23 protein-coding genes and 1 pseudogene are annotated in these 23,651 nt (G+C 69.8%); 16 read left to right on the top strand and 8 right to left on the bottom strand.

The annotated features are described in order from the left end of the window. The first annotated feature begins 416 nt into the window (after positions 1-416). The 5 genes from ASF65_RS14175 (at position 417) to ASF65_RS14155 (ending at position 6,541) form a co-directional block, all read left to right on the top strand. On the top strand, positions 417-1,439 hold the full coding sequence (locus ASF65_RS14175) for a Gfo/Idh/MocA family oxidoreductase (RefSeq protein ID WP_055890384.1): 1,023 nt from the start codon (positions 417-419) through the stop codon (positions 1,437-1,439). A 375-nt stretch (positions 1,440-1,814) separates the two neighbouring features. Continuing rightward, positions 1,815-2,729 (top strand): alpha/beta hydrolase, encoded by a 915-nt coding sequence (locus ASF65_RS14170; RefSeq protein WP_055890751.1) that lies wholly within the window; start codon positions 1,815-1,817, stop codon positions 2,727-2,729. Between the two features lie 69 nt (positions 2,730-2,798). After that, the gene (locus ASF65_RS14165; RefSeq protein ID WP_055890382.1) at positions 2,799-3,983 is read left to right on the top strand and encodes a substrate-binding domain-containing protein; all 1,185 of its coding nucleotides are present in this window, start codon (positions 2,799-2,801) and stop codon (positions 3,981-3,983) included. A gap of 82 nt (positions 3,984-4,065) precedes the next feature. After that, entirely contained in the window at positions 4,066-5,559 is a 1,494-nt protein-coding gene (locus tag ASF65_RS14160) for a sugar ABC transporter ATP-binding protein (RefSeq protein WP_055890380.1), read from the top strand. After that, positions 5,543-6,541 (top strand): ABC transporter permease, encoded by a 999-nt coding sequence (locus tag ASF65_RS14155; RefSeq protein ID WP_082505616.1) that lies wholly within the window; start codon positions 5,543-5,545, stop codon positions 6,539-6,541. Before ASF65_RS14160 ends, ASF65_RS14155 begins: the two co-directional genes overlap by 17 nt. Before the next feature lie 67 nt (positions 6,542-6,608). Here ASF65_RS14155 and ASF65_RS14150 read toward each other — a convergent pair whose 3' ends face one another. From ASF65_RS14150 to ASF65_RS14135, 4 genes are read right to left on the bottom strand one after another with little or no spacing between them, the layout of a single operon-like run. Next, complete coding sequence (locus ASF65_RS14150; protein ID WP_055890379.1) at positions 6,609-7,211, bottom strand: methyltransferase domain-containing protein; 603 nt, start codon at positions 7,209-7,211, stop codon at positions 6,609-6,611. Continuing rightward, entirely contained in the window at positions 7,208-7,918 is a 711-nt protein-coding gene (locus ASF65_RS14145) for a PIG-L deacetylase family protein (RefSeq protein WP_082505651.1), read from the bottom strand. The genes ASF65_RS14150 and ASF65_RS14145 overlap by 4 nt, the downstream gene beginning before the upstream one ends. Further along, positions 7,915-9,012, bottom strand: coding sequence for an acyl-CoA dehydrogenase family protein (locus ASF65_RS14140; protein ID WP_055890374.1), 1,098 nt, complete (start codon positions 9,010-9,012; stop codon positions 7,915-7,917). The genes ASF65_RS14145 and ASF65_RS14140 overlap by 4 nt, the downstream gene beginning before the upstream one ends. Beyond that, positions 9,002-10,090, bottom strand: a complete 1,089-nt coding sequence (locus ASF65_RS14135; protein ID WP_082505614.1) for a glycosyltransferase — start codon at positions 10,088-10,090, stop codon at positions 9,002-9,004. The genes ASF65_RS14140 and ASF65_RS14135 overlap by 11 nt, the downstream gene beginning before the upstream one ends. 315 nt (positions 10,091-10,405) lie before the next feature. Here ASF65_RS14135 and ASF65_RS14130 point away from each other — a divergent pair, with 315 nt between their 5' ends. Beyond that, a complete protein-coding gene (locus ASF65_RS14130; protein WP_055890370.1) occupies positions 10,406-11,164 on the top strand; it encodes a Crp/Fnr family transcriptional regulator in 759 nt (252 codons plus the stop codon). A 19-nt stretch (positions 11,165-11,183) separates the two neighbouring features. Here the strand turns inward: ASF65_RS14130 and ASF65_RS14125 are convergent, their stop codons facing one another. Then, positions 11,184-12,089, bottom strand: coding sequence for a LysR family transcriptional regulator (locus ASF65_RS14125; RefSeq protein ID WP_055890368.1), 906 nt, complete (start codon positions 12,087-12,089; stop codon positions 11,184-11,186). Between the two features lie 133 nt (positions 12,090-12,222). On the opposite strand from ASF65_RS14125, the gene ASF65_RS14120 reads away from it, so the two are divergent. From ASF65_RS14120 to ASF65_RS14075, 10 genes are all read left to right on the top strand, one after another. Continuing rightward, positions 12,223-12,945 carry a LamB/YcsF family protein gene (locus ASF65_RS14120; protein ID WP_055890366.1) on the top strand — a complete coding sequence of 241 codons (723 nt, stop codon included), beginning with the start codon at positions 12,223-12,225 and terminating at the stop codon, positions 12,943-12,945. 45 nt (positions 12,946-12,990) lie between these two features. Beyond that, complete coding sequence (locus ASF65_RS14115; protein WP_055890364.1) at positions 12,991-13,224, top strand: acetyl-CoA carboxylase; 234 nt, start codon at positions 12,991-12,993, stop codon at positions 13,222-13,224. Then, entirely contained in the window at positions 13,224-14,588 is a 1,365-nt protein-coding gene (locus ASF65_RS14110) for an acetyl-CoA carboxylase biotin carboxylase subunit (protein ID WP_055890362.1), read from the top strand. Before ASF65_RS14115 ends, ASF65_RS14110 begins: the two co-directional genes overlap by 1 nt. Positions 14,589-14,599: 11 nt before the next feature. Continuing rightward, complete coding sequence (locus ASF65_RS14105; protein ID WP_055890361.1) at positions 14,600-15,475, top strand: carboxyltransferase domain-containing protein; 876 nt, start codon at positions 14,600-14,602, stop codon at positions 15,473-15,475. Further along, the gene (locus ASF65_RS14100) at positions 15,465-16,436 is read left to right on the top strand and encodes a biotin-dependent carboxyltransferase family protein (RefSeq protein ID WP_055890359.1); all 972 of its coding nucleotides are present in this window, start codon (positions 15,465-15,467) and stop codon (positions 16,434-16,436) included. The genes ASF65_RS14105 and ASF65_RS14100 overlap by 11 nt, the downstream gene beginning before the upstream one ends. 189 nt (positions 16,437-16,625) lie before the next feature. Beyond that, positions 16,626-17,384 carry an ABC transporter ATP-binding protein gene (locus tag ASF65_RS14095; RefSeq protein ID WP_055890357.1) on the top strand — a complete coding sequence of 253 codons (759 nt, stop codon included), beginning with the start codon at positions 16,626-16,628 and terminating at the stop codon, positions 17,382-17,384. Next, on the top strand, positions 17,381-18,115 hold the full coding sequence (locus ASF65_RS14090) for an ABC transporter ATP-binding protein (protein ID WP_055890355.1): 735 nt from the start codon (positions 17,381-17,383) through the stop codon (positions 18,113-18,115). Before ASF65_RS14095 ends, ASF65_RS14090 begins: the two co-directional genes overlap by 4 nt. A gap of 2 nt (positions 18,116-18,117) precedes the next feature. Beyond that, complete coding sequence (locus ASF65_RS14085; protein WP_055890352.1) at positions 18,118-19,023, top strand: branched-chain amino acid ABC transporter permease; 906 nt, start codon at positions 18,118-18,120, stop codon at positions 19,021-19,023. Positions 19,024-19,027: 4 nt separating this feature from the next. After that, positions 19,028-20,116 carry a branched-chain amino acid ABC transporter permease gene (locus tag ASF65_RS14080; protein WP_055890351.1) on the top strand — a complete coding sequence of 363 codons (1,089 nt, stop codon included), beginning with the start codon at positions 19,028-19,030 and terminating at the stop codon, positions 20,114-20,116. 43 nt (positions 20,117-20,159) lie between these two features. After that, the gene (locus ASF65_RS14075; protein WP_055890349.1) at positions 20,160-21,353 is read left to right on the top strand and encodes an ABC transporter substrate-binding protein; all 1,194 of its coding nucleotides are present in this window, start codon (positions 20,160-20,162) and stop codon (positions 21,351-21,353) included. A 101-nt stretch (positions 21,354-21,454) separates the two neighbouring features. On the opposite strand, the gene ASF65_RS22340 is transcribed toward ASF65_RS14075, so the two are convergent. The 3 genes and pseudogenes from ASF65_RS22340 to ASF65_RS14065 form a co-directional block, all read right to left on the bottom strand. Further along, the gene (locus tag ASF65_RS22340) at positions 21,455-22,120 is read right to left on the bottom strand and encodes a nuclear transport factor 2 family protein (protein WP_055890347.1); all 666 of its coding nucleotides are present in this window, start codon (positions 22,118-22,120) and stop codon (positions 21,455-21,457) included. Continuing rightward, positions 22,117-22,323, bottom strand: a pseudogene (locus ASF65_RS22120) (aspartate aminotransferase family protein); the annotation flags it as partial. The gene ASF65_RS22340 and the pseudogene ASF65_RS22120, both read right to left, overlap by 4 nt. A gap of 1 nt (position 22,324) precedes the next feature. Further along, positions 22,325-23,598 (bottom strand): aminotransferase (locus ASF65_RS14065; RefSeq protein WP_244486709.1); only part of this gene is annotated, 1,274 nt, incomplete at its 3' end. Positions 23,599-23,651: the final 53 nt, after the last annotated feature.

Raw genomic sequence — 23,651 nt, 5'->3', positions numbered from 1 at the left:
CGGTCAGGAAATCATGTCAACATACGACTTGAAAACTTGTACGATGACTTTTGTGACGGGGGTGTCCCGCCGCATCGGCGTCGGGCGCTCGGACCGAGCCGCCCGCGGCCCCACGGTCAGAGCGTCAGGAGAACCGTGGCGGGAACGGCGACGCCGAAGGCGAGGATCGCGGCGATGAGAGCGAGGAACGGCAGGTTCGAGACTTTGGTCATGGGAGGATCTCCAAATCAGACGCCCGGCCTGGCCGGACGGTCGCGGCGAACCCAAAGCACGACGCCCTGCGGCTGTAAGCTGGACGGATTGTCCAACCCTTGCCCGCAAGGGCGACCGGTCGGGACGATGTCGGACGCGTCGCCGGCGAGCGACCGACGGCGGGAGCGGTCGCAGGGGAATGGGGCCCGCGCAGGGAGGGACGGATGAGACTTGGATTGATCGGCCTCGGCATGGCGGCGGCCCCGCATGTCGCGGCGTTGAGGGCGCTCGGCGACCGGGTCGAGGTGGGCGGTGTGTTCAGCCCGTCAGTGGAGCGCCGCGCGGCCTTTGCCGCCGCGCACGGCTTTGCGGCGGCGCCAAGCCTCGATGCGATCCTAGACGATCCGTCGATCGACGCCGTCCTGATCCTGACGCCGCCCTCGACCCATCTCGATCTCGTCCGCCGGGCCGCCACGGCCGGCAAGTCCGTGCTTCTGGAAAAGCCGCTCGAGATCGATGGGCGGCGGGCGCGGGCGCTGGTCGAGGCCTGCGAAGAGGCGGGCGTGACGCTCGCCATCGTGCTGCAGAACCGCTTCCGCCCCTCGATCGAGGCAGCAGGGCGGCTGATCGCGGACGGCGCTCTCGGCGAGATCGTCAGCGTCGGTGCGCGGCTTTCGAACTTTCGCCCACAGAGCTACTACGACGAGGCTGGCCGGGGAACGCGCGCGCGCGACGGCGGCGGCGTGCTCCTGACGCAGGGCATACACACGCTCGACGCGATGATCGCGCTGGTCGGCCTGCCGCTCGAGGTCGCGGGTCTGGCCAGGACCAGCCTTGCCCACCGGATGGAGACCGAGGACGTCGCCCATGCCGTCCTGCGCTTTGCGGGCGGGGCGCTCGGGGCGATCAGCGCCACCACGGCGGCCTTTCCCGGCTTTCCCGACGCGATCGACGTCTTCGGCACGAAAGGATCGCTGCGCTTCGATGCGGATGGCGCCGATCTCTGGCTCGTCGACGGCCCGCGCCGCCGGATCGACGACGGCGCCAGCAGCAACGGCGCGGGCGCCGACCCGATGGCCTTCTCCAGCCTCAACCACCAGCGCGTGCTCGCCGACTTCCTGGAGGCCGTCGCGCACCGCCGGGTCCCCCGCGTTTCGGGACGCGAGGCCTTGAAGGTCCACGCGCTGATCGAGGCGATCCTCGCCTCGTCGGAGGGCTCCGGACAGGCGGTACCGGTCTGCATCTGAACGTTCGGAGCGTTGCGCTCCGAACGCCTCGCAGCGCTCGAGCCTGTCGTGCCTCCCGATGATGCGAAGCGTCGATGATCCGAGGCGTCGAACCTCGCACATTTGCGCGCGTCGGGGAGGGCGCTCACGCCTTCCGGTGCGGCGCGATCGATGAGGGCGAGGGTCCGGAACCGCGACGCGTCGGGCCTCGGCGCGTCGCGTTGCCGTTTGTGTTTCCGCCCTCGTTCCCAGCCCATATCGTCCCACGATGGCTGAACACATGTTTTTCATATTGACAAAATGTTCACGGATTGAGATCGTGCGCCGATGGAGATGGCGCACGACGGCGCGGCGGAGGACGGATCCGCCGGACGGATCGGGCGGATGGGAGGATGGATGGTTGAGATCGTCGACCACGCTGGCCGGCCGGTGAAACACGGCCGCGCGCGGGTGAACGGGATCCGCATGCACTACGTGACGGCGGGCAGCGGTCCCGCGCTGCTTCTGATGCACGGCACGCCGAAGACCCACTATTACTGGGCGAAGCTCATGCCGCTCCTGACGGAGCACTTCACGGTGGTGGCGCCCGACCTGCGCGGCTTCGGCTACACCGACAAGCCGCCCGTCGAGGAGGGCTACGACAGCCTCACCAACGCCAACGACATGGCGGAGCTGATGACCCAGCTCGGCCACCACGAGTTCCACCTCCACGGCGAGGACCGCGGCGCCGAGTTCGCCTATGTGCTCGCCGCCACGCAGCGCGACCGGGTGAAGACGCTGTCCTTCTGCGAGATGCTCCTCTCGGGCGAGGGGCTCGAGGAGTGGTCGAACTTCACGCCGGACAACATCTCCGCCCAGTATCGCCAGCAGGGCGTCTGGGTCTGGCACATCCCCTTCTTCTGGATCCCCCACCTGCCCGAGATGCTGATCCAGGGCCGCGAGCGCGAGTTCTGGGAGTTCTGGATCAAGGCCGAGACCTGGAACCCGACCGCGATCTCCGACGAGGCGATCTCGGAATGGATCGCCCGCCTGTCGGCGCCCGGCGGCCTGCGCGGCTGCCTCGAGACCTACCGCGCCGGCCTCAAGAACGGGCGCATCAACAAGGAGCTGAAGCAAAAGAAGCTGACGCTCCCGATCATGACGGTCGGCGCGCCCGAGTTCTTCGGGCCCCTGGTGCGCGACCAGATGCTGAAGGTCGCGGAAGGCGTCGAGCGCTCCGAGGTCTTCGAGGAGTGCGGTCACAGCCTCGCCTGGGAGGCCGAGGAGCGCCTCGCCACCATGCTGCGCGAGTTCATGCTGAACCGCGCCTGACGCGATCGGCGCGCCCGGGAGGAACCGGCGCGCCCCCGACACCGAAACTGATCTTCTGGGAGGAAATCCATGCGACTTTTCCAGCGCGCGGCCTTTGGCGCCGCCGTCATGCTCCTGTCCGGCTCGGCACTCGCCACCGGCGCCTTCGCCGCCGACAACATCGCGGCCGATCTCGACCAGCCGCTCTGGTATCAGGCGCCGAGCGAGAAGACGCTCGAGCTCGCCAAGATCGACGACCTCTCCTCGACCGTCGTCAGCGACGGCCAGCGCGGCGAGAAGGGCGTTCTCGGCTCCTCGATCCAGCTGACCCACGAGCAGATCGAGAAGGTGAAGGCCGGCAAGTTCAAGGTCGCGATCTCGCTCGGCTGGCTCGGCGACGATTGGGCGTCGGAGCAGCTGAACGGCCTCAAGGAGACCTTCGCCTCGCTCGGCATCGAGGTCGTGGCCGAGACCAACGCCAACTGGGACGACGCCAAGCAGATCTCCGACCTCGATTCCATCGCGGTCCTGAAGCCCGACCTCCTCGTCTCGATCCCGCTGAACGGCCAGACCACGGCCGCCGCCTACAAGCGCATCGCCGAGGCCGGCACCAAGGTCGTCTTCATCGACCAGGCGGTCGACGGCATGGATCCGGGCAAGGACTACGTCTCGATCGTCTCGTCCGACAATCTCGCGCTCGGCATGTACATCGCCGACGAACTCGCCCGCGCCATCGGCGGCAAGGGCGACGTGGCAGCCATGTACTTCGCCAACGACTTCTACGTCACGAACCTGCGCTACGAGGGCTTCGTCGCCCGCCTGATGGCGAAGTATCCCGACGTGAAGCTCGTCGCCGCCGCCGGCCACGACGACCCGAACAAGGGCCAGGAGGTGGCGCAGGCGCTGCTCGCCCGCTACCCCAACCTCAACGGCCTCTACGGTTCCTGGAGCATCCCGGCGATGGGCGCGGCGACCGCCGCCCAGATCGCCGGCCTGTCGCCGGAGAACTTCAAGATCGTCTGCGAGAACTTCGACCAGATCGTCGCCGCCAACATGGCGGGCAAGGGCTTCATCGCCGGCATCTCCTCGCAGCGCCCCTATGACCAGGGCGCGGCGGAGGCCAAGGTCGGCGCCCTCGCGCTGATCGGCGAGACGACCCCGCCCTACGTCGTCGTGCCGCCGCTCGCCGTCAACCGCGAGAACCTGCCGGCGTCCTACAAGACGATCTACCGCCACGACCTGCCGGCCGAGATGTCGGCCGCCCTGTCGAACTGACGAGCTGGCGGAAGCGGCGTTCTGCCGCTTCCGCCGACTTGCCCCCAGCCGCCGTTCGCTGCGCATCGAGGAGCCAGAGGGCATGCAGGACGCGACCATCCTTGAGATGCGGGACATGGAGAAGTCGTTCAACGGCATCCCGGTCCTCAAGAAGGCGCATTTCGAACTGCGCCGCGGCGAGATCCACGCCCTGATGGGCGGCAACGGCGCCGGCAAGTCGACGCTGATGAAGATCCTGACCGGCGTCTACGTGCGCGACGCCGGGACGCTGACGCTCGAAGGCCGCGAGCTCGACTTCCAGACCCCGCTGGAAGCCGAAGCGGCGGGCGTCGCGATGATCTTCCAGGAGCTGAGCCTCGTGCCGACGCTCACCGTCGCGCAGAACATCTTCCTCCACCGCGAGCCGCGCCGCGCGGGCGGCCTCCTCGACGACGGCGCGGCGCGCCGGCGCGCGGCCGAGATCCTGAAGGACCTCGGCGAGGACATCGACCCGCGCACGCCCGTCGAGCTCCTGTCGACCGGCGCGCGTCAGATGGTCGAGATCGCCAAGGCCCTGTCGAAGAACGCGCGCGTCCTCATCATGGACGAGCCGACCTCGTCGCTCTCCGAGACCGAGACGCAGTCGCTCTTCCGCATCGCCCGGCGCCTGAAGGAGAGCGGCATCTCGATCGTCTACATCTCGCATCGCATGTCGGAGATCTTCACGATCTGCGACCGCGTGACCGTGATGCGCGACGGCCAGACGGTGCTGACCGACGAATGCCGCAACGTCGGCATGGACGGGCTGATCGAGGCGATGCTGGGCTCCGGCTCGGTCGCCTCGCTGACCTATCGCGAGCGCGCGCGCGATCCGAACGCGGCGCCCGTCCTCGAGGTGGACGGCCTCGATGTCGGCAACCGGGTGCGCGGCGCGAGCTTCTCGGTGGCGGCCGGCGAGATCGTCGGCCTCGCGGGCCTGATGGGTTCGGGCCGCACCGAGATCGCGGAAGCGATCTTCGGCGTGCGCCCGATCGGCGCCGGAAGCGTCAGGATCGACGGCAAGCCCGTGACCTCGACCGCCGAGGCGATGGCGGCCGGCGTCGCGCTGGTGCCGGAGGACCGCCGCCGCCAGGGCCTCGTCCTCGAGCACACGGTCCACGATAATTTCATGCTGCCGAGCCTTCGCCGTTTCGGGCGCGGCCTCTTCGTGCGCGACCGCGAGGCGGCGAACGAGGGCGAGGCGGCGGTGCGCGACCTCAAGATCCGCACCGACGGCCTCGGCAAGGTCGTGCGGCTCCTGTCGGGCGGCAACCAGCAGAAGGTGGTGCTGGCGAAATGGCTCGCCCGCAACCCGCGCCTTTTGATCCTCGACGAGCCGACGGTCGGCGTCGACATCGGCGCCAAGGCCGACATCGTCGCGATCGTGCGCGCGATCGCCGACAAGGGCACGGCTGTCGTCGTCATCTCCTCGGAATTCGAGGAGCTTCTCGCCCTCAGCGACCGCCTCGTCGTGCTGCACGACGGCGCGGTCGTTCGAACCATGGAACGCCGCGACATCGCATCGGAGGAGGTGCTGCACCATGCAGTCCAAGGCTAACGCATCGGCGGCCCCGGCCGCAGCCGCCACCAAACCGGCGGTCCGGCGCTCGACGATCCAGTGGAGCGACTTCGTCGTCTACTTCTTCTTCGCGGCCGTCCTGCTCTTCTTCGCCGTCACGATCGGCGACAAGGGCTTCCTGACCACCGCCAACCTCTTCAACATCACGCGCACGACCTCGATGATCGCGGTCATGGCGATCGCGATGACCTTCGTCATCGCGGCAGGCGAGCTCGACCTGTCGATCGGCTCGACGGCGGCGCTCTCGGCCCTCGTCGCCGCGCTCGTGATGCAGGCGGGCTTCGGCATCGTCGGCGGCGTCGCGGCGGCGATCCTCGCGGGGCTCGCGGTCGGCGCGATCAACGGCTTCTTCGTCACCGTCGTCAACATTCCCTCGTTCCTCGTCACGCTCGGCATGATGCAGTTCGTGCGCGGCCTCGACATGCGCCTGACCTACACCAAGCCCGTGGCGATCTCCGACACCACCTTCACCGGCATCTTCGGCTCAGGCAACGTGGCGGGCATTCCCTCGCTGTTTCTCTGGTCGCTCGTGATCGCCGCCGTCGGCCACGTCGTCCTGCGCTACACGTCCTTCGGCCGGCAGGTGCTGGCGACCGGCGGCAACCGGGTGGCAGCGCAGTATTCCGGTGTCCCGGTCAAGCGCATCAAGCTCTACTGCTTCCTGATCTCGGGCGCGGCGGGTGCGGTCGCCGGCATGCTCTATTCCGGCATGATGCAGACGGCGCGCTACAACTTCGGCACCGGCGCCGAGCTCGCGGCGATCGCGGCCGTCATCCTCGGGGGCACTTCGCTCTTCGGCGGCAAGGCGACGATCATCGGCACCTTCGTCGGCGCCCTCCTCATCGGCACGATCAACAACGGGCTCATCATCATGGGCCTTGACGTCAGCGAGCAGAACATGGTGGCGGGCGCCCTCATCGTCCTCGCCGTCGCCTTCGGCCGCAAGCGCGCCAGCGCCTGACGACGGCTCGATCGTCACGCGATCGGCCCGCTGCCGTCCCGGACGGGACGGCGGCGGGTTTGCGTCGTCAGCTCTTGCGCCTCGAAGGCCCCGCCGGCCGCCGGAACACGGCGACCGCGTAGCGCCCGTGCCGTCGCGCCCCGACGTTGGCGAGGCGCCCCGCCAGCCGGCGGCACAGCCGCCCTTGCGCGAGCGCCGGCGGCTGCGCCGTGTCGTCGAAGGCGACGACATGGTGGAGGACGACGATCCGCCCGCCCGGCGCCAGCGCATCCGCGAGGCGCGCGGCCAGGCGGTCGAGATCGCCGGGCGAGAGGTAATAGGCGATCTCCGAGACGACGACGAGGTCGAACGGCCCCGCCGGCACCCCGGCCGGCAGGACGGCGTGGCGATAGTCGATGCGCGCGTGTCCGGGTGTCAGCTCGCGCGCGGTGGCGAGCGCCGTCGGCGCGCCGTCGGTCGCCACAAGGGTCAGGCAGCGCGTGGCGAGCGCCCGCGAGGTCTCGCCGATCGCGCAGGCGACTTCGAGGCCGCGCCCGAGCTTGGCCGCCCCGCAGGCGCGGATCAGCACGGCGCGCTTGACCGCCTCGAAGCGCGAGGTCCGATAGTCCCACGGATCGCCCAAAGCTCGAAATTTCGCCTCGAAGCCGTCGAGGTCGATGGCCTTGGTCACAGCGGGCGCCAGTAGAATTCCACGGGACCGGTGAGGCGCTCGATCGTCGCCTCCGTCAGGCAGAAGGCGGTTGGGTCGTCGTGGATCAGCGCGCCGCACTGGCTCTGGTGCGCGGCCACGGCCCGTCGCTTGGCCGGCAGCGCATCCCCGATCGCATAGCCGACCCGCTCCATCTCGCCGGGGCGGGGGTGGTCATCCGGGGCCCCGATCTCGTCGAGCCAGATCGCGTATTCCAGCGTTGCGGGCGCCATCCCGGCCTCGCTCAGCGCGCGGGTGACGAGGCTCCAGGCGTCGCGGTGGTCGCGGTGCGGGTCGCGCCGCCACGGCAAAAGCACGAGATCGGGCTCGACCGTCCGCACGAGGGCGGTGACGGTCTGAAGCGGCGCCGCGTCGCCGGGCGAGCCGTGCGGGGGCAGATCCGCGTCGGGCAGTCGCAGGAACGTGCGCGGCGCCGCTCCAAGGCCGAGTTCGTGCAGGGAGCGTTCGGCTTCCGCCTCGCGCGTCGCCGCCAGCCGCGCGCGCGGCCAGGTCGGCGAATGGAGGTGCGAGGCGCCGCCGTCGGTGACGAACAGGACATGGACGAGACGCCCGCGGCGCGCGAGGTGCCAGAGGAGGCCGCCGCAGCCGAGCGCTTCGTCGTCGGGATGGGGCGCCACCACGATGACCCGCTGGGCGTCGAGCGTCGCGGGGTCGAGGGCCTCGGTCATCGGCATGGCCCGTCAGTGAAACGCTGGCCGGGCTCCCAGCGGCCGTCGGCGATCGCCGCGCCGAGACCGGCCAGCGCGCCATCGGGATTGGGCTGGCGCAGATACGTGCGAAGGTCGCGCATGAGACGCTCCAGCGGATGCGGGGCGATGAGGCCGGCGGCGCCGACCCCGCGCTCGGCCTCTTCGAGCACGCCGAGCGCCGCCGCCTCGACCGCGCCGCGCGCGGCATTCGCGGTGGCGACGAGGGGCTCGGGCGGGGCCCGGCGGGCGGCCACCGCGGCCCATTCGGCAGCCGCCCGGTCGAGCCAGCCGTAGCCGCCTTCCACCGCCGCGCCCATCCGGGCTACGCGTTGCGCCTGGTAGGGGTCGCCGATCCGGCCGCTTGCCCGGAGATGGGCGACCGCGGCGTCGAAGACGGCGTGCATGCCGCCGACCTGCACCGCGACGAAGCGGATCGCGCCGGCGAAGAACCACGGCGCCTCGAGATAGGCGTCGGGAGCCCCGAGGATCCTGTCGGGCGTGACCTCGAGCCCGGTGAAATCGACCACGTGGCTTCCCGACGCGCGCATGCCCATCGGTTGCCACCAGGACCGGTCGACGGGAAGGCCGGCGAGCGGCACGACGATCATCACCCGTCCCGCCGGCTCGCTGACCGTGACGATCGCGTGCGACAGGCCGTCGACGCCGGAGGCATAGGTCTTGGCACCCCGCAGACGCCCGCCGTCGAGCCGCAGCGGATCGTCCGGCTTGTCGGTGTTCCAGACGCCGAAGACGCCGCCTTCGCGCGCCAGCGCGTCGAAGCGCGCGCGCTGGGCGGGTGTGCCGTGCCGGCGCATCAGCGCGAGGGCGTTGACATGGCCCTCGAAGATCCGCCCGACGGCCAGATCGGCGCGGCCGACGGCGGCGAGGCGTCGAAGGAGCGTGCCGATCTCGGCGTCGCGCAGCGGCGGGTCGGCGACGAGGCCGGCCCGCCGCAAGGCCTCGAAGGCCCGCTCGGGAAAGGCGCCGTCGCGGTCGCGCAGGGCCGCGTCCGCCGCGATGGCGCGGTGGAGGTCGTCGCCGGACTCGCCGGCCTCGAAGCGATCAGGCCGCACGCATGGTCCCTTCGTAGGTTGCGATCATGCCGCCGATCGCCGCCAGCGCCTCGCCGATCGGGACGGTGGCCTCGGCGTCCGGCTCGTCCGGTGCGAAGCGCTCCACGAGCCAGCCTGCCGCATGCCCTTCCGGTGCGTCCCGAAGCGTCCTCGGATCGAGCCCGAGCGACCGCGCGGCCCGCTCGCGCGCGGGAGCCGCAAGGCGGACAAGATCGCGCACCGCCCGGCGCCGCTTCAGCCGCGCCTCGACACGGGCCGGCGCCTCCACGAGATGGGGGCGCCCCTCGCTCTCGGCCCGCATCCAGGCCTTCAGGCAGTCGGCCATGCCCCCTTCGGCCCGGCCGATGAGGCGCGCCGACACCTCGACCCGCACGTCGAGCGGGTGCACGAGCCTTGCGCCCGCCGCGCGGGCGAGGCTGACGAGGGCGAGGTCCTCGCGCCGGGGCAGGGGCGGCAGGCCGCCGAGGGCGCGGTAGAGATCGGTGCGGATGGCGAGGCTCCCGCCCGTATGGTCGGCGTGGCGGGGCCAAGGGTCGTGGTCGAGCGGGTCGATGAGGGCGGCGAGGCGGTCGCAATGCGCGGCATAGGCGGCGGCCGCGCCCGCCCTGGCGTTGAAGGCGGGGCCGAGGCGCTCCTCCTCCTCGCGGTTGCCGGTGAGCTTGCCGCCGACGAGGTCCGCGCCGCGATCGAGCGCCCGGACGGTCGCCGCGATCCAGTCGCGGTCGGGCACGGCGTCTGCATCCGTGGTCAGGACCGCGCCAGGGCCGCGCGTGCAGAGCGCTGCCGCGCGGTCCATCGCCATGCGCCGTGCCGTGCCGACATGGGCGCTCGCGGCCGGCAGATCGACGTCGATCACCTCGGCTCGCAGGCGGGGAAGGTCGCGCAGGGCCGCCTCGCAGATCGTCCGGGTCCCGTCGGTGCAGTTGTTGAGGACGAGCACCACCGGCACCTGTTCGGCGCCCTGGCCCCACGACTGGCCGTTCAGGGCGCGCAGCAGCGCCGCGATGCGCCGCGCCTCGTTGCGGACGGGAACCGCGACCACCGGTTGCCAGGAAAGAGCTGTGAGGGAACCCGTCATCCGGCAACGCTCCTTCCGTTGGCCGCGATGCGGGGCGCGGATCCCGTCCCTCGCAGGTGGCGTTGGCGACCCGCTCCGACAGTGGGCCCGGTTGCCGAGGCGTGCCAATGTTTCCTGTCGCTGCTAAGATCTGCGCGGCTAAGGATCGACGGTCCCGATCCGGCCCGGCGGGGCCACGAGGCGAGCCTGAGCGGAGAGCCGCGTGCGGTCGCGCCGACGACGACGCCGGGCCGAGGATCCGGAACAGCGCTGTCGCAAGTCTCCGCAGTCGGCTACATACACGGGCAAGCCCGATCATTTCGTGAGGAGCCGGAGATGATCCCAGCAAACGACGATGCCCTGCGCCTCCTGCAATTGCGCCTCGCGGCGCACAAGCCGTTCGGTGCGGCGGAGCGCGACCTTTTGGCGAGCCTTCCCTGGCGCGTTGAGGACGTCCCGGCGCGCCGCAGCTTCGTGCGCGAGGGTGATAAGCCCAAGCACTCGTGCCTGATCCTGCAGGGGCTTCTCGCGCGTTCCCGCTACACGGTGGACGGCCAGCGGCAGATCCTGTCGATCCACGTGCCCGGCGACATGCCCGACCTGCAGAGCCTGCAGGTGCCGCACATGGACCACGACCTCGAAACGGTGGTGCCCTCGCGCATCGCCTTCGTGCCGCATGCCGAGCTACGCCGCGTCTGCGATGCCTCGCCGCTGCTCGCCTCCTCGCTCTGGCGCGAGAGCCTGATCGACGCGGCGCTCCACCGGGCCGCAATCTTCCGCAACGGGCAGCTGGAGGCCGAGGCGCGCCTCGGCCATTTCCTGTGCGAGATGTATCTGCGGCTGAAGGTGGTCGGCCTCGTCGACGACGACCGCTTCGATCTCGCCCTGTCGCAGCAGCTCATCGGCGACGTGCTCGGGCTTACGCTCGTCAGCATCAACAAGGCGGTCCAGGCGCTGCGCGCGCGCGAGCTGATCCGCATGGAGAAGGGTCATGTCGACGTTCTGAACTGGAATTCGCTGTCGCGTCTCGGCCAGTTCGACGGGGCGTTCCTTCACCTCGAGGAGAAGGACGCCTCGCTGGCGGCGGCGGGCTGATCTTCCGGGATCGGCGCCGTCATCCGCCGCCACCCATCGTCACCGACATGAAGGCGCGGAACACGGCGGCCTGGGGCGGGATGTCGCGCGCACGGGCCCAGGCGAGGCCGACGTCCATGCTGGGGATCGGCTCCACCAGCGAGCGCACCTCGATGCGCTGGCCTTCGAGCGACCACGGCCGGTAGACCATGTCGGACAGGATGGTGACGCCCATGCCCGACGCCACCAGCGAGCGCACCGCCTCGACCGAGGCCGTGGTGAGGACGGGTCGCGGCCGGAGGCCGGCGGCGTCCCAGTAGCGGACCGCGGTGGTCTTCGCCTCGTCCACGGTCAGCATCACGTAGTCCTCGGCGGCGACGTCGCAGAGGGTGATCGCGGCCCGTGAGAGGAGATGGTGATCGGCCGGCAGCCACAGGCGGCGGCGCGAGCGCACCAGCGTCTCGCATTCGATCTCGCCGGTGCGCGCAAGGTTCGAGACCAGCATCACCGCCATGTCGACATCGCCGTCGACGACCCCCGCCTCCAGTGCATCGCGCGGCAGTTCGGCCACCTCCACCTCGATCTGCGGATAGAGCTTGCGGAAGCGCGCGTAGTAGCGGGACATGAAGTACCCCACCACCGTGTAGGTCATGCCGAGGCGCAGCGTGCCGGCCTGGCCCTCGCGGTCGCGGAGCGGGCTCTGCAGCGCGGCGGCGACGGCGCCGGTAATGGCGCGGGCCCGCTCCAGGAAGCGCGTGCCCTCCATCGTCAGCCGCACGCCGGAATGGGTGCGCTCGAAGAGCTTCACGCCGAGCTCGATCTCGAGCGACTTCACCGCCGCGGTGACAGCCGACTGCGAGATGTTGAGCTCCACCGCCGCATGGCTGACCTGCCCGCTGTCGGCGGTGGCGATGAAATAGTCGAGCTGTCGCAGCGTGATGGTCATCGAAACCCTTACCCGGCGAGCGTATCGGTTTTTTCGATATCATTTTCAAAAAATGACTATTTCACAACGTGTCGAAGTTGCGCAAAAAAATTGCAACGCCAAAATTTTGGCAGTTTCGACGGCGGGGGAGACGATGGGGGTCACACTCAACTGCGACATGGGCGAGGGCTTCGGCCTCTACGTCCTCGGCGACGACGCCGGGCTGATGCCGCTGATCGACGTCGCCAACGTCGCCTGCGGCTTCCATGCCTCCGACCCCGACCATATGCGCAAGACCGTACGCCGCGCCAAGGAAAACGGCGTGAAGGTCGGCGCCCATCCCTCGCTGCCCGATCTCGCGGGCTTCGGCCGCCGGGAGATGAAGCTCTCGCGGGAAGAGGTCGCCAATCTCGTGATCTACCAGACCGGCGCGCTGAAGGGCTTTCTCGACGCCGAGGGCATGGTGCTCAACCACATCAAGCCGCACGGCAGCCTGTACGGGATGGCCGCCCGGCAGGAGGAGGTCGCGCACGGCATCTGCGACGCGGCGGCCGTGTTCGGGGTGCCGCTTTTCGGCATGACCGGCACCCTGCACGAGACCGTCTATCAGGCGCGCGGCATTCCCTTCGTGCACGAGTTCTACGCCGACCTCGACTATGCGCCCGGCGGCAAGCTGATCGTGACGCGCGAGCACGACGCCAAGGACCCCGCGCTGATGGCCGAGTACTGCCTGCGCGCGCTGCGCGACGAGGAAGGCACCGCCAGCGACGGCAGCCGCTTCCCGGCTAAGGCCGAGACGATCTGCGTCCATTCCGACACACCCAACGCCGTCGATATCGCGCGCGCCGTCCGCGCCGCGATCGCGCCCTGGCACTGAACTTGCAAGCCTTCGCCCGAAGCCCCGTTCCTCGGAGTTCCTGACATGCCGCAGATCCTCTCGCCGCTTCCCGGCACGTTCTATCGCAGCGCCTCGCCCGACAAGCCGCCCTACAAGGCCGACGGCGATGCGGTGGCGGTCGGCGACGTCATCGGCCTCGTCGAGGTGATGAAGTCGTTCCACGAGGTGCGCTCGGAGGTCGCCGGCGCGAACGTGCGCTTCGTCGCCGACAACGAGGAGCCGGTGATGGCCGGCGCGCCACTCGCGGACCTCGACTGATGATCAAGAAGCTCCTCGTCGCCAACCGCGGGGAGATCGCGGTGCGCATCATCCGGGCCGCGAAGGATCTCGGCATCGCGACGGTCGCCGTCCATTCGGCGGCCGACACGCAAGCCCTCCACGTCCAGCTCGCCGACGAGGCCGTCGCGATCGGGCCGCCGGCGCCCAAGAAGTCCTATCTCAGCATCCCGGCGCTCCTGAAGGCGGCGGCAGACACCGGCTGCGACAGCGTCCATCCGGGCTACGGCTTCCTCGCCGAGAACGCCGAGTTCTCCGACGCGGTGACGGCCGCCGGCCTCGTCTTCGTCGGGCCGTCCGGGGATGCGATCCGCCTGATGGGCGACAAGGTGTCCGCGCGCGAAGCCGCCGCGAAAGCCGGCGTTCCCGTGGTGCCGGGCTCGAAGGGCCGGGTCGATGGCATCGAGGCGGCGCGCGCCGTTCTCGCCGAGACCGGCTTCCCGGTGATGATCAAGGCGGCGGCGGGCGGTGGCGGGCGCGGCATCCGCATCGCCCATTCGCAAGCCGAGTTCGACCATGCCTTTCCGCAGGCCGAGGCCGAGGCGCTCGCCGCCTTCGGCGACGGCGGCCTCTACATGGAGAAGGTGATCGGCCGTGCCCGGCATATCGAGGTGCAGGTGCTGGCCGACGGCCGCGACGCGATCCACTGCTTCGAGCGCGAATGCTCGCTGCAGCGCCGCCGGCAGAAGGTCTGGGAGGAGGCGCCCTCGCGCGCCCTGTCGCCCGCGCTTCGCGAGGAGCTCTGCGCCTCGGCCGTCGCGCTCGCGAAGGCCGTCAACTATTCCGGCGCCGGAACGGTCGAGTATCTCTACGACGACGCCGCCGACCGCTTCTACTTCATCGAGATGAACACCCGCATCCAGGTGGAACATCCGGTGACGGAGGCGATCACCGGCATCGACCTCGTGGCCGAGATGCTGCGGATCGCGGGCGGCGAGCCGCTGCGGCTCAAGCAGGCGGACGTCGCGGTGAAGGGCCACGCGATCGAGGTGCGCCTCAACGCCGAGGATCCGGCGCGCGACTTCGCGCCGTTCCCCGGCACCGTCGAGACCCTTCGCATTCCCGGCGGACCCGGCGTGCGGTTCGATTCGATGCTCTACCCCGGCTATCAGGTGCCGCCCTTCTACGACTCGCTACTCGCCAAGCTCATCGTCCACGGCGAAACGCGCGAGGCGGCGATCGACCGGCTGGTCCGGGCGCTTCGCGAAACAGAGATCGGCGGCCTGAAGACCACCAAGCCGCTCTTCCTGGCGCTCGCGGCCGACCCGGCCGTGCGCGCGGGAGACGTGCACACCCGCTGGCTGGAAGGCTGGCTCACCGACAACGCGGCGGCGCTGAGCCACTGACGGGAGGATCGATGTCGATACGCTTCAGCTTCGGCGGCGACGAACACATCTTCGGAGAAGTCTCCGAGGAGATGTCGCTCGCCTCCTTCTTCACCGGCCTGTCGATGACCAAGGCCGTGCGCGATGCCAGGATTCCCGGCGTCACCGAGATCTGCCCGGCCAATGCCAGCTTCCAGATCCGCTTCGACCCCGACAGGATCAGCCCGCAGGATCTCCTGAAGGAACTCCAGTCCTTCGAGGCGGCGGCAGCCCAATCCGACGAGACGCTGGAAACGCGCATCATCGAGCTGCCGGTCTATTTCCAGGACCCCTGGACGCACGAGACCGGCCAGCGCTTTCGCGAGCGGCACCAGGACCCGTCCTCGACCGACCTCGAATACTCCGCGCGCATCAACGGCTACGCCACCGTCGAGGAGTTCATCGCGGCCTATTCCGGCCAGCCCTGGTTCGTCTCCATGGTCGGGTTCGTCGCGGGCCTGCCCTGGCTCTACCAGATGGTGGAGCGCCAGCGACAGATCGAGGCGCCGAAGTACCTCAGGCCCCGCACCGATACGCCCAAGCTCACCATCGGCCACGGCGGATGCTTTGCCGCGATCTATTCGGTGCGCGGAGCGGGCGGCTACCAGATGTACGGCGTGACGCCGGCGCCGATCTACGATCCGACGCGGCAGGTGAACTACCTCCGCGACGAGATGTGCCTCTTCAAGCCGGGCGACATCGTGAAGTTCAAGGCGATCGACCGGGCCGAATACGACGCGACGCTGGAGGCGATCGAGGCCAACACCTTCGCGCCGACGATCCGTCCCTGCACCTTCAACCTCGCCGAGTTCAACCGCGACATCGCGGGCACCAACGCCAAGCTGATGGAGCTTCTCGATGGGCGTTAACGTCATTGCGCCGGGTCTCGCCACCACCGTCCAGGACCTCGGCCGCCCCGGCTACTACCACCTCGGCATCCCCGAGGGCGGCGGCATGGATCGCTTCGCGACGGTGATCGCCAATCTTCTCGTCGGCAACGACGCCAACGCGGCGCTGCTCGAGGCCACCTTCATGGGGCCAGAGCTCGAGTTCACGAAGGACGCCTCGGTGGCCGTCACCGGCGGCGAGCTGCCGCCCAAGGTCAACGGCGAGGAGCGCCCGACCTGGGAAAGCTTCCCCGTGAAGGCGGGCGACCGCCTCTCCTTCGGGTTCCTGAAAGGGGGCGCGCGCGCCTATATCGCGATTTCCGGCGGCATCGACGTGCCGGTCGTGCTCGGCTCGCGCACGACCTACGTGCTGGGCGCGCTCGGCGGATTCGAGGGCCGGGCGATCAAGGCCGGCGACGTCCTGCCGGTTGGCCAGGGCGCGAACACCACCGGACGCAGCCTGCCGGCCCATCTTCGGCGCGCACCCGCCAACCCGGCGGAGCTTCGCATGCTGCCCGGCATCTACTGGCACCGCATCACGGAAGCCGCCGGCCAGCGCTTTTTCGAGGACACCTGGAAGGTCGCGCCAGAGGCCGACCGCATCGGCTACCGCTTCCGCGGCGGGGCGCCGCTGGAGTTCGTGGAGCGCGAGCAGCCGTTCGGCGCCGGCTCCGATCCGTCCAACATCGTTGACGCCTGCTACCCTTATGGCTCCGTCCAGGTGCCGAGCGGCACCGAGCCGATCGTGCTCCACCGCGATGCGGTCTCGGGCGGCGGCTACATGATGCTCGGCGTCGTGATCTCGGCCGACATGGACCTGATCGCCCAGCTCCAGCCGCACACGCCCGCCCGCTTCCAGCCGGTGACGATGGACGAGGCGCTGGCGGCGCGGGCCGACGCCAGGACGGCGCTCCAGCGCGCCCGGGATCACGTCGCCGGCTGAAGGCCGGCAGACCAGGCGCGCCGGTGGGGGCCGGCGCGGGGAGCTCCACGAAGGATGTCCGGCCGCGGCCGGGCGTCCGCAGTGACCGGTCTGCTCGGCCGGTTCGAAGAGGGCCTTGGCGAATTGCCGACGGTCCGGCCATCCGGCCGGACGTCGCGCCCTTCCATCGCGAGAGAAAGGGAATGGCGCATGCAAAGCTTGAGGGCGCAAACCGTCTCCGTCGCCTTTGCCGGGCTGAAGGCCCTGTCGGCGGTGGATCTCGAGATCGTGCCGGGGCGAATCACCGGCCTGATCGGGCCGAACGGCGCCGGCAAGACGACGCTCGTCAACGTCCTGACCGGCTTCCAGGCACCGACGGGCGGCGCCGTGCAGCTCGACGGCGCGAGCCTGTCCGGCCTCAAGCCCTTCCAGGTCCGCCGTCGCGGCATCGCACGCACCTTCCAGGGCGGTCGCCTGTTTCGTGATCTTCCGGTGATCGACAATCTCGAGGTGACCGGCGTCGGGCTCGGCCTGTCGCGTCGGCAGGCGGTCGCCGAGGCCGAGGCGATGCTCGAGTGGATGGGCATCGCGGCGCTCGGGTCCCGCATCGCCGGCACGCTGCCCTATACCGACGAGCGGCGGGTGGCGATCGGGCGCGCGCTGATGGGCCGCCCGGCCTTCGTTCTCCTCGACGAGCCGGCGGCCGGCATGAGCGGGCCGGAGGCGGCCGATCTCTCGGCGCTGATCCGGCGCATCGCCGCCGATCTCGGCTGCGGCGTCCTTCTCATCGAGCACAATGTCGGGCTGGTTCTCGGCCTGTGCGAGCACATCGTGGTGCTGGATTCGGGCGCCGTGATCGAGGAGGGGGCGCCTGCCGCCATCCGCGCGAGCGAGAAGGTGCGCCACGCCTACATGGGCACGGCAGCCGATGCCCCCGTTCCCGTCGAAGCGCTGGAGGTGACCCTGTGAGCCTTCTCGAACTCTCCGGCATCACCATCCGCTACGGCCGCCTCACCGCCGTGCGCGAGGTGTCCTTCTCGCTGAACCAAGGCGAGATCCTCTTCGTCACCGGCCCGAACGGCGCCGGCAAGTCCTCGCTGATGCGGGCGATCGCCGGCGTCACCCGGCCCGCCGAGGGCACGATCCGGCTCGCCGGCACCGACATCACCGCCGAGAAGCCGGAAGCGATCGCGCGCCTCGGCGTCTCCATGGTGCCGGAAGGGCGCGAGGTGTTCGGCTCGCTCACCATCGAGGAGAACCTCATGGTCGGCACCGGCATGCGCGCCAAGGACCCCGGCGCCAAGGCGCGGGCGGCGGCCGAGCTCGAGGCGGTCTATGCGACGTTCCCGATCCTGAAGGAGCGCCGCCACCAACAGGCCGGCCTCCTGTCCGGCGGCCAGCAGCAGATGCTGGTCATCGGCCGCGCCCTGATGACGGGGCCGAAGCTGATCGCGATCGACGAGCCCTCGCTCGGGCTCGCGCCCAACATCACCGACCAGGTCTACGAGCGGCTGATCGGGCTCCAGCGCGAGCGGTCCCTGACGCTTCTCGTCGTCGAGCAGAGCTCCACCCGCGCGGTGATGGTCGGCGGGCGGATGATCCTGATGCGCGGCGGGCGGGTCCTTCTCGACGGCGACGCGCGCGAGCTGGGCGACAGCGAGGCCATCAAGGCCGCCTATTTCGGCTACGAGGAGCACTGATCATGCTGCAGGTCGTCTTCGACGCGCTCTCGCTCGGCTCCCTCTACGCCCTCGGCGCGCTCGGCATCGCGCTGATCTTCGGCGTCATGCGCCTCGTCAACTTCGCCCATGGCGACGTCATCGCCTTCTCGATCTTCGCGCTGCTCTGGCCCTCGACGGATGCGATGGCGATCGTCTTCGCCGGCCAGCTGCCCTGGTATCTCCTCGTGCCCTTCGTGCTTCTCGTCGGCGCCGGGCTTTCGGTCCTGTGCGAGATCGTCGTCTTCCGGCGCTTCCGGCACGCCAGCCCCGCCACGATGATGATCGCCTCCTTCGCGCTCGGCTTCGTGATCCGCTACTTCCTCCTGATGCTCTTCACGAGCCGGCCGAAGTCGATCTCGCTCCTGCCGGGCCTCTCCCAGCCGGTCGAGATCCTCGGCGCGCGCCTGCCGCTTCTCCAGCTCATCACCATCGTGGCCACCGTCGTCATTCTGATCGCGCTGACGCTGTTCCTGCGGCGCACGCGCTTCGGGCTGGAAATGCGCGCGGCGGCCGAGAACTTCTCCATGGCCCGGATGCTGGGCGTAAGGGCCAACCGGGTCATCATGGGGGCCTTCGCCCTGTCGGGCGCGCTCGCCGCCGCGATCGGCCTGATCTTCGGCTCGCAGACCGGCACCGTCGACATCCAGATGGGCGCCTCGCTGATGCTGATGGCCTTCATCGCCACCGTCATCGGCGGGCTCGGGAGTTTGGCCGGCGCCGTGCTCGCGGGCTTCCTCCTCGGCGCCGCCTCGGTCGTCATGCAGGTCGCCCTGCCGCTCGACGCCCGCGCCTTCCGCGACGCCTTCGTCTACGCCGCCGTGATCCTCGTGCTCCTGTTCCGCCCGCAAGGGCTGATCGCCGCGCGCGGCACCAAGGAAAGGGTCTGATCCCATGACCACGCCCTCCGCATCGCTTCCCCTAACGGCCGCCTCAATCGGCGAGGCGCGCAAGCCCGCGCGCTTCGCGCTCGCCGGCCGCACGATCCTGACGCCGGTCCTCCTGTCGCTGATCCTGATCGCGATCGCCGCCGTCACGGTCTGGACCGGCTCGCGGCCCTTCAACCAGACGGTGATCGACGTCTTCGTGCGCGTCATCTTCGTGGTCGGCCTCTACATTTTCATCGGCAATTCCGGCGTCCTGTCCTTCGGCCATGTCGGCTTCGCGTGCCTCGGCGGCTACATGGCGGCCTGGCTCACCATCAATCCGGTGATGAAGGCGAGCGCGCTGCCGGGCCTGCCCGACCTCATTCTCGCCGCGCGCCTGCCCTACTGGCAGTCGGCGGCGCTGGCAGCCCTCTTCGCAGGCGTCGCCGCGCTCGTCTTCGGCCGGGTGCTGATGCGCCTGTCGGGCATCGCCGCCTCCATCGCGACCTTCGCGGTGCTCGCCATGATCAACACGGTCTACGCCAACTGGGATTCGGTGACGGGCGGCACCTCGTCGGTGGTCGGCATCCCGATCGTGCGCACCCTCTGGCCCTACCTGATCGGCGCCGTGGTCGCGGTCTTCGTCGCCTGGGCGCATGCGATCTCGCGCTCGGGGCTGGCGCTCCGCGCCGCGCGCGACGAGCCGACGGCGGCCAGCGCGTCCGGCGTCGACATCCCGCGCGAGCGCCTCGTCGCCTTCACCATCTCAGGCGCGGTGATGGGCATGGGCGGCGCGCTGATGGCCCATTCCGTCGGCGTCGTCACGCCCGACACCTTCTATCTCGGCCTCACCTTCATCACGCTGTCGATGCTCGTCGTCGGCGGCATGAACAGCCTGACCGGGGCCGTTCTCGGCACCGTCATCCTTTCCGCCCTGATCCAGATCCTGCGCTGGTTCGAGGCGGGCGTGGCCGTCGGCGGCACCGAGATCGCCCTGCCGAAGGGCCTCCAGGAGATCGCCCTCGGCGTCATCATGATCGTGATCCTCGCGCTCCGGCCGGCCGGCCTCTTCGGCCGGGCCGAGATCACGCTTCGTCGAAAGTCCCGCAACACCTGATCCCGCCGGCATGACGCCGGACGATCCAGCAAAGGAGACGTGCATGACAAAGACCCAGCACCTTGTCGCAGCCGCCCTGGCCTCGGTGGCTCTCACCGCGCCAGCCTTTGCGGCCGACGACACGATCAAGATCGGCTTCGCCACCGCCGAGTCCGGCTTCATGGAGGCCTACGACAAGCCGGCGACCGACGCCGCGCTCATCCGCATCGACGAGATCAACAAGGCCGGCGGTCTCCTCGGCAAGCAGATCGAGGTGGTCAAGGCCGACACCAAGTCCGACCGCGCCGAGGGCGCCAAGGCGGGCCTGACCGTCATCGACGAGGGCGCCGACCTCGTGGTCGTGTCGTGCGACTACGACTTCGGCTCGCCCGCCGCGCTCGCCGCCGAGGACGCCGGCAAGGTGTCGTTCTTCCTGTGCGCCGAGTCCGTCAAGGCCGGCATCCAGGGCGTCGGCCCGCTCTCCTTCTCGGCCTCGGTGCTCGCCCCCGTGCAGGGCGCGGCGATGTCGGAATGGGCCTTCAAGGAGAAGGGCGCCAAGGACTTCTACAAGCTCCTCGACACCTGGACCGTCTACAACAAGGGCATCTGCGACGGCTTCGACTGGATGATGCCCAAGCTCGAAGCGCAAGGGGCCAAGCTCGTCGGCGAGGACACGTTCAAGAACGAGGACGCCTCGATCGCCGCGCAGATCACGCGCATCAAGTCGCTGCCCAAGGAGCCCGACGCGATCATGCTCTGCACCATGATGCCGGGCGGCGTCTCGGCGGTGAAGCAGATCCGGGCGGCCGGCATCAACTCGATGATCCTGACCGGCTCGGGCATGGACGGCAGCTACTGGCTGCCCGCGGTACCCGACCTGTCGAACTTCTTCATTCCGGTCCAGGGCTCGATCTACGGCGACGACCCGAACCCGGACGTCAAGAAGTTCAACGCCGCCTTCAAGGAGAAGACGGGCGCCGACCCGTCCAGCCAGTACGCCTATCCCGGCTATGTGATGGTGGACGTCTGGGCGAAGGCCGTCGAGCGCGCCGGCTCGACCGACGCCGAGGCCGTGGTGGCCGAGCTCGAGAAGATGAAGGACGAGCCGACCCTCTTCGGACCGCGCACCTTCACCTCCGAACTGCACCACCAGAACAACGCCACCTATCTCGTGGTCGACGTCGAGAAGGGCAAGCCGGGCGTCGTCGGCAAGTGGACCCTGTCCGAGCCCGTGCCGATGGACGCGATCATGAAGTAAGGCGCAGGGCGCCGTCCCTGGACGGCGTCCCGACGACCGAAAAGGCCCCGGCCGCGCGATGCGGCCGGGGCCTTTTTCGTCTGCCCGATGCCGACTGGCCGTCAGGTCCGGTTCTTGCGATAGGAATCCTTCAGCGAGATCAGCTCGCCGTCGAAGTGGAAGATGTCGCAGCCGTCGACCTCGACGCGCGCGCCCGCCGACGACGTTCCAACGAAGCGCCAGGACGAGAGGCCCGTCTCGCCCGAGACGGCGTGCGCGCCCTTCGTCCAGGCGGCATCGGGGAAGGACGCGAACAGGGCGGCATAGGCGGCGCGCACCGCGTCGCGACCCTCGTGCCGCGCGCCCTCCGGTCCCGGTCCCGCCGACCCGTGGAAGGCGCAGGCGTCCGCCATGCAATCCATCAGCGCCTCGACGTCGTGGGCGTTCCAGGCGGCCATGAACCGGTCGAGCACGGCGAGGCGGCGCGCCGACAGGTCGCTGTCCACCGCCTCGACCTCCAGGAAGGAAAGAGGCCCGTCGCCACCGTTGACGACGTTGTGGGCGACCCCGGTGCGCCGGGAGTAGGGGACGCCCTGCCGAAGCTCGGCGCTCGCCTCATGGCCGTCGGGCAGGCCCAGATCGAGGCGCCCGTCGGTGAGGGGCACGATGACGTAGTCGTGCCCGTGGATGTGCCAGCCGGTCTCGGCGCCCGGCTGGAACTGCCATTCCGTGACGCGGAACCGCCCATCGTCGATATGGACTACCGGCTCGGCCTTGGCCCGGCTCACAGGAGCCCCTCGGCATGCGCCGCATCCGTCAGCCGGGCGAGCGTGCGTCCCATGCGGGCCATGATCTCGTCGATGTCGTCCGCGGTGACGATCATCGGCGGGCACAGCGCCAGCTGGTCGCCGATCGCGCGGAAGATCAGGCCCTCGTCGTGGCCGATCGCCGCCGCCATGCGCCCGACCGCACCCACCGTCTCGAACGGACGNAGCGCCAGCTGGTCGCCGATCGCGCGGAAGATCAGGCCCTCGTCGTGGCCGATCGCCGCCGCCATGCGCCCGACCGCACCCACCGTCTCGAACGGACGCTTGGTCGCCTTGTCGGCGACGAGCTCCAGCGCCCCGATCAACCCGTCGCCCCGCGCCTCGCCGACCAGCGGATGATCGGCGAACGCGCGAAGGCCGCCCTGGAACTGCGCCTCCAGCCGCGCCGCGTTCCCCGCCCAGTCCTGCTCCTCCATGATGGCAAGGTTCTCCAGCCCGACCGCCGTCGCGACCGGATGGCCGGACGCGGTGAAGCCGTGGCCGAAGACGCCGACCTTGGCCGAGTTGTCGGCGATCGGCGCATAGACATGGTCCGAGATCATCACGGCCGCGAGCGGCATGTAGGAGGACGTGATCTGCTTCGACAGCGTCATGATGTCGGGCGTGAAGCCGTACTTCTGGCACCCGAACGGCGTGCCGAGCCGGCCGAAGCCGCAGATCACCTCGTCCGCCACCAGCAGGATGTCGTTCGCCCGGCAGATGCGCTCGACCCCCTCCCAGTAGCCGGCCGGCGGCGGCATCACGCCGCCGGCCGCCATCAGCGGCTCGCCGATGAAGGCGGCGATCGTGTCGGCGCCCTCTTCCGCGATCACGGCTTCGAGTTCGGCAAGCAGCCGCTCGGTGAACACCGCCTCGCTTTCGCCCTCCTGGCCGAAGCGCCAGTAGTGCGGGCAGGTGAGATGGCGCACCGGGATCGCCGGCAGGTCGAAGTCGCGGTGGTTGACGGGCAGGCCCGTSAGSGAKCCSGAGGCGATCGTGATGCCGTGATAGGCCTTGGTGCGGGCGAGGAACTTCTTCTTCGCCGGCCGGCCCATCGCGTTGGAGCGGTACCAGACCATCTTGACGATCGTGTCGTTGGCCTCCGAGCCCGACGAGGTGAAGARGGCGCGGGTCAGCGGTCCGGGGGTGATCTCGGCGAGCTTTTCGGCSAGSCGGATCGAGGGCTCGTTCGATTTGTGGGTGAACGTGTGGTAGTAGGGCAGCTTCAGCATCTGCTGGTAGGCGACGTCCGCCAGCCGCTTCTGCGAGAAGCCGGCGCCGACCGACCAGAGGCCGGCCAGCCCCTCGATGTACTCCTTGCCCTTGTCGTCCCASACGCGGATGCCCTCGCCGCGGGCGATCACCATCGGCCCCTGCGCCTCGTGCGCGCGAAGGTTCGTGTTCGGATGCAGCGTGTGCGCCATGTCGGCCGCAGCCAGCGAGTTCGAGAGTGTGTCCATGGGGGATCCCCGTTCTGAAGGCGACGACCCGCCCGGTCACCAGCAGTTTCTCG

The sequence above is a fragment of the Aureimonas sp. Leaf324 genome (assembly GCF_001423245.1).
Taxonomy (GTDB): domain Bacteria; phylum Pseudomonadota; class Alphaproteobacteria; order Rhizobiales; family Rhizobiaceae; genus Aureimonas.
Note: the sequence above shows the minus strand (reverse complement) of the source record. Positions and strands in the feature narration are given on the sequence as shown.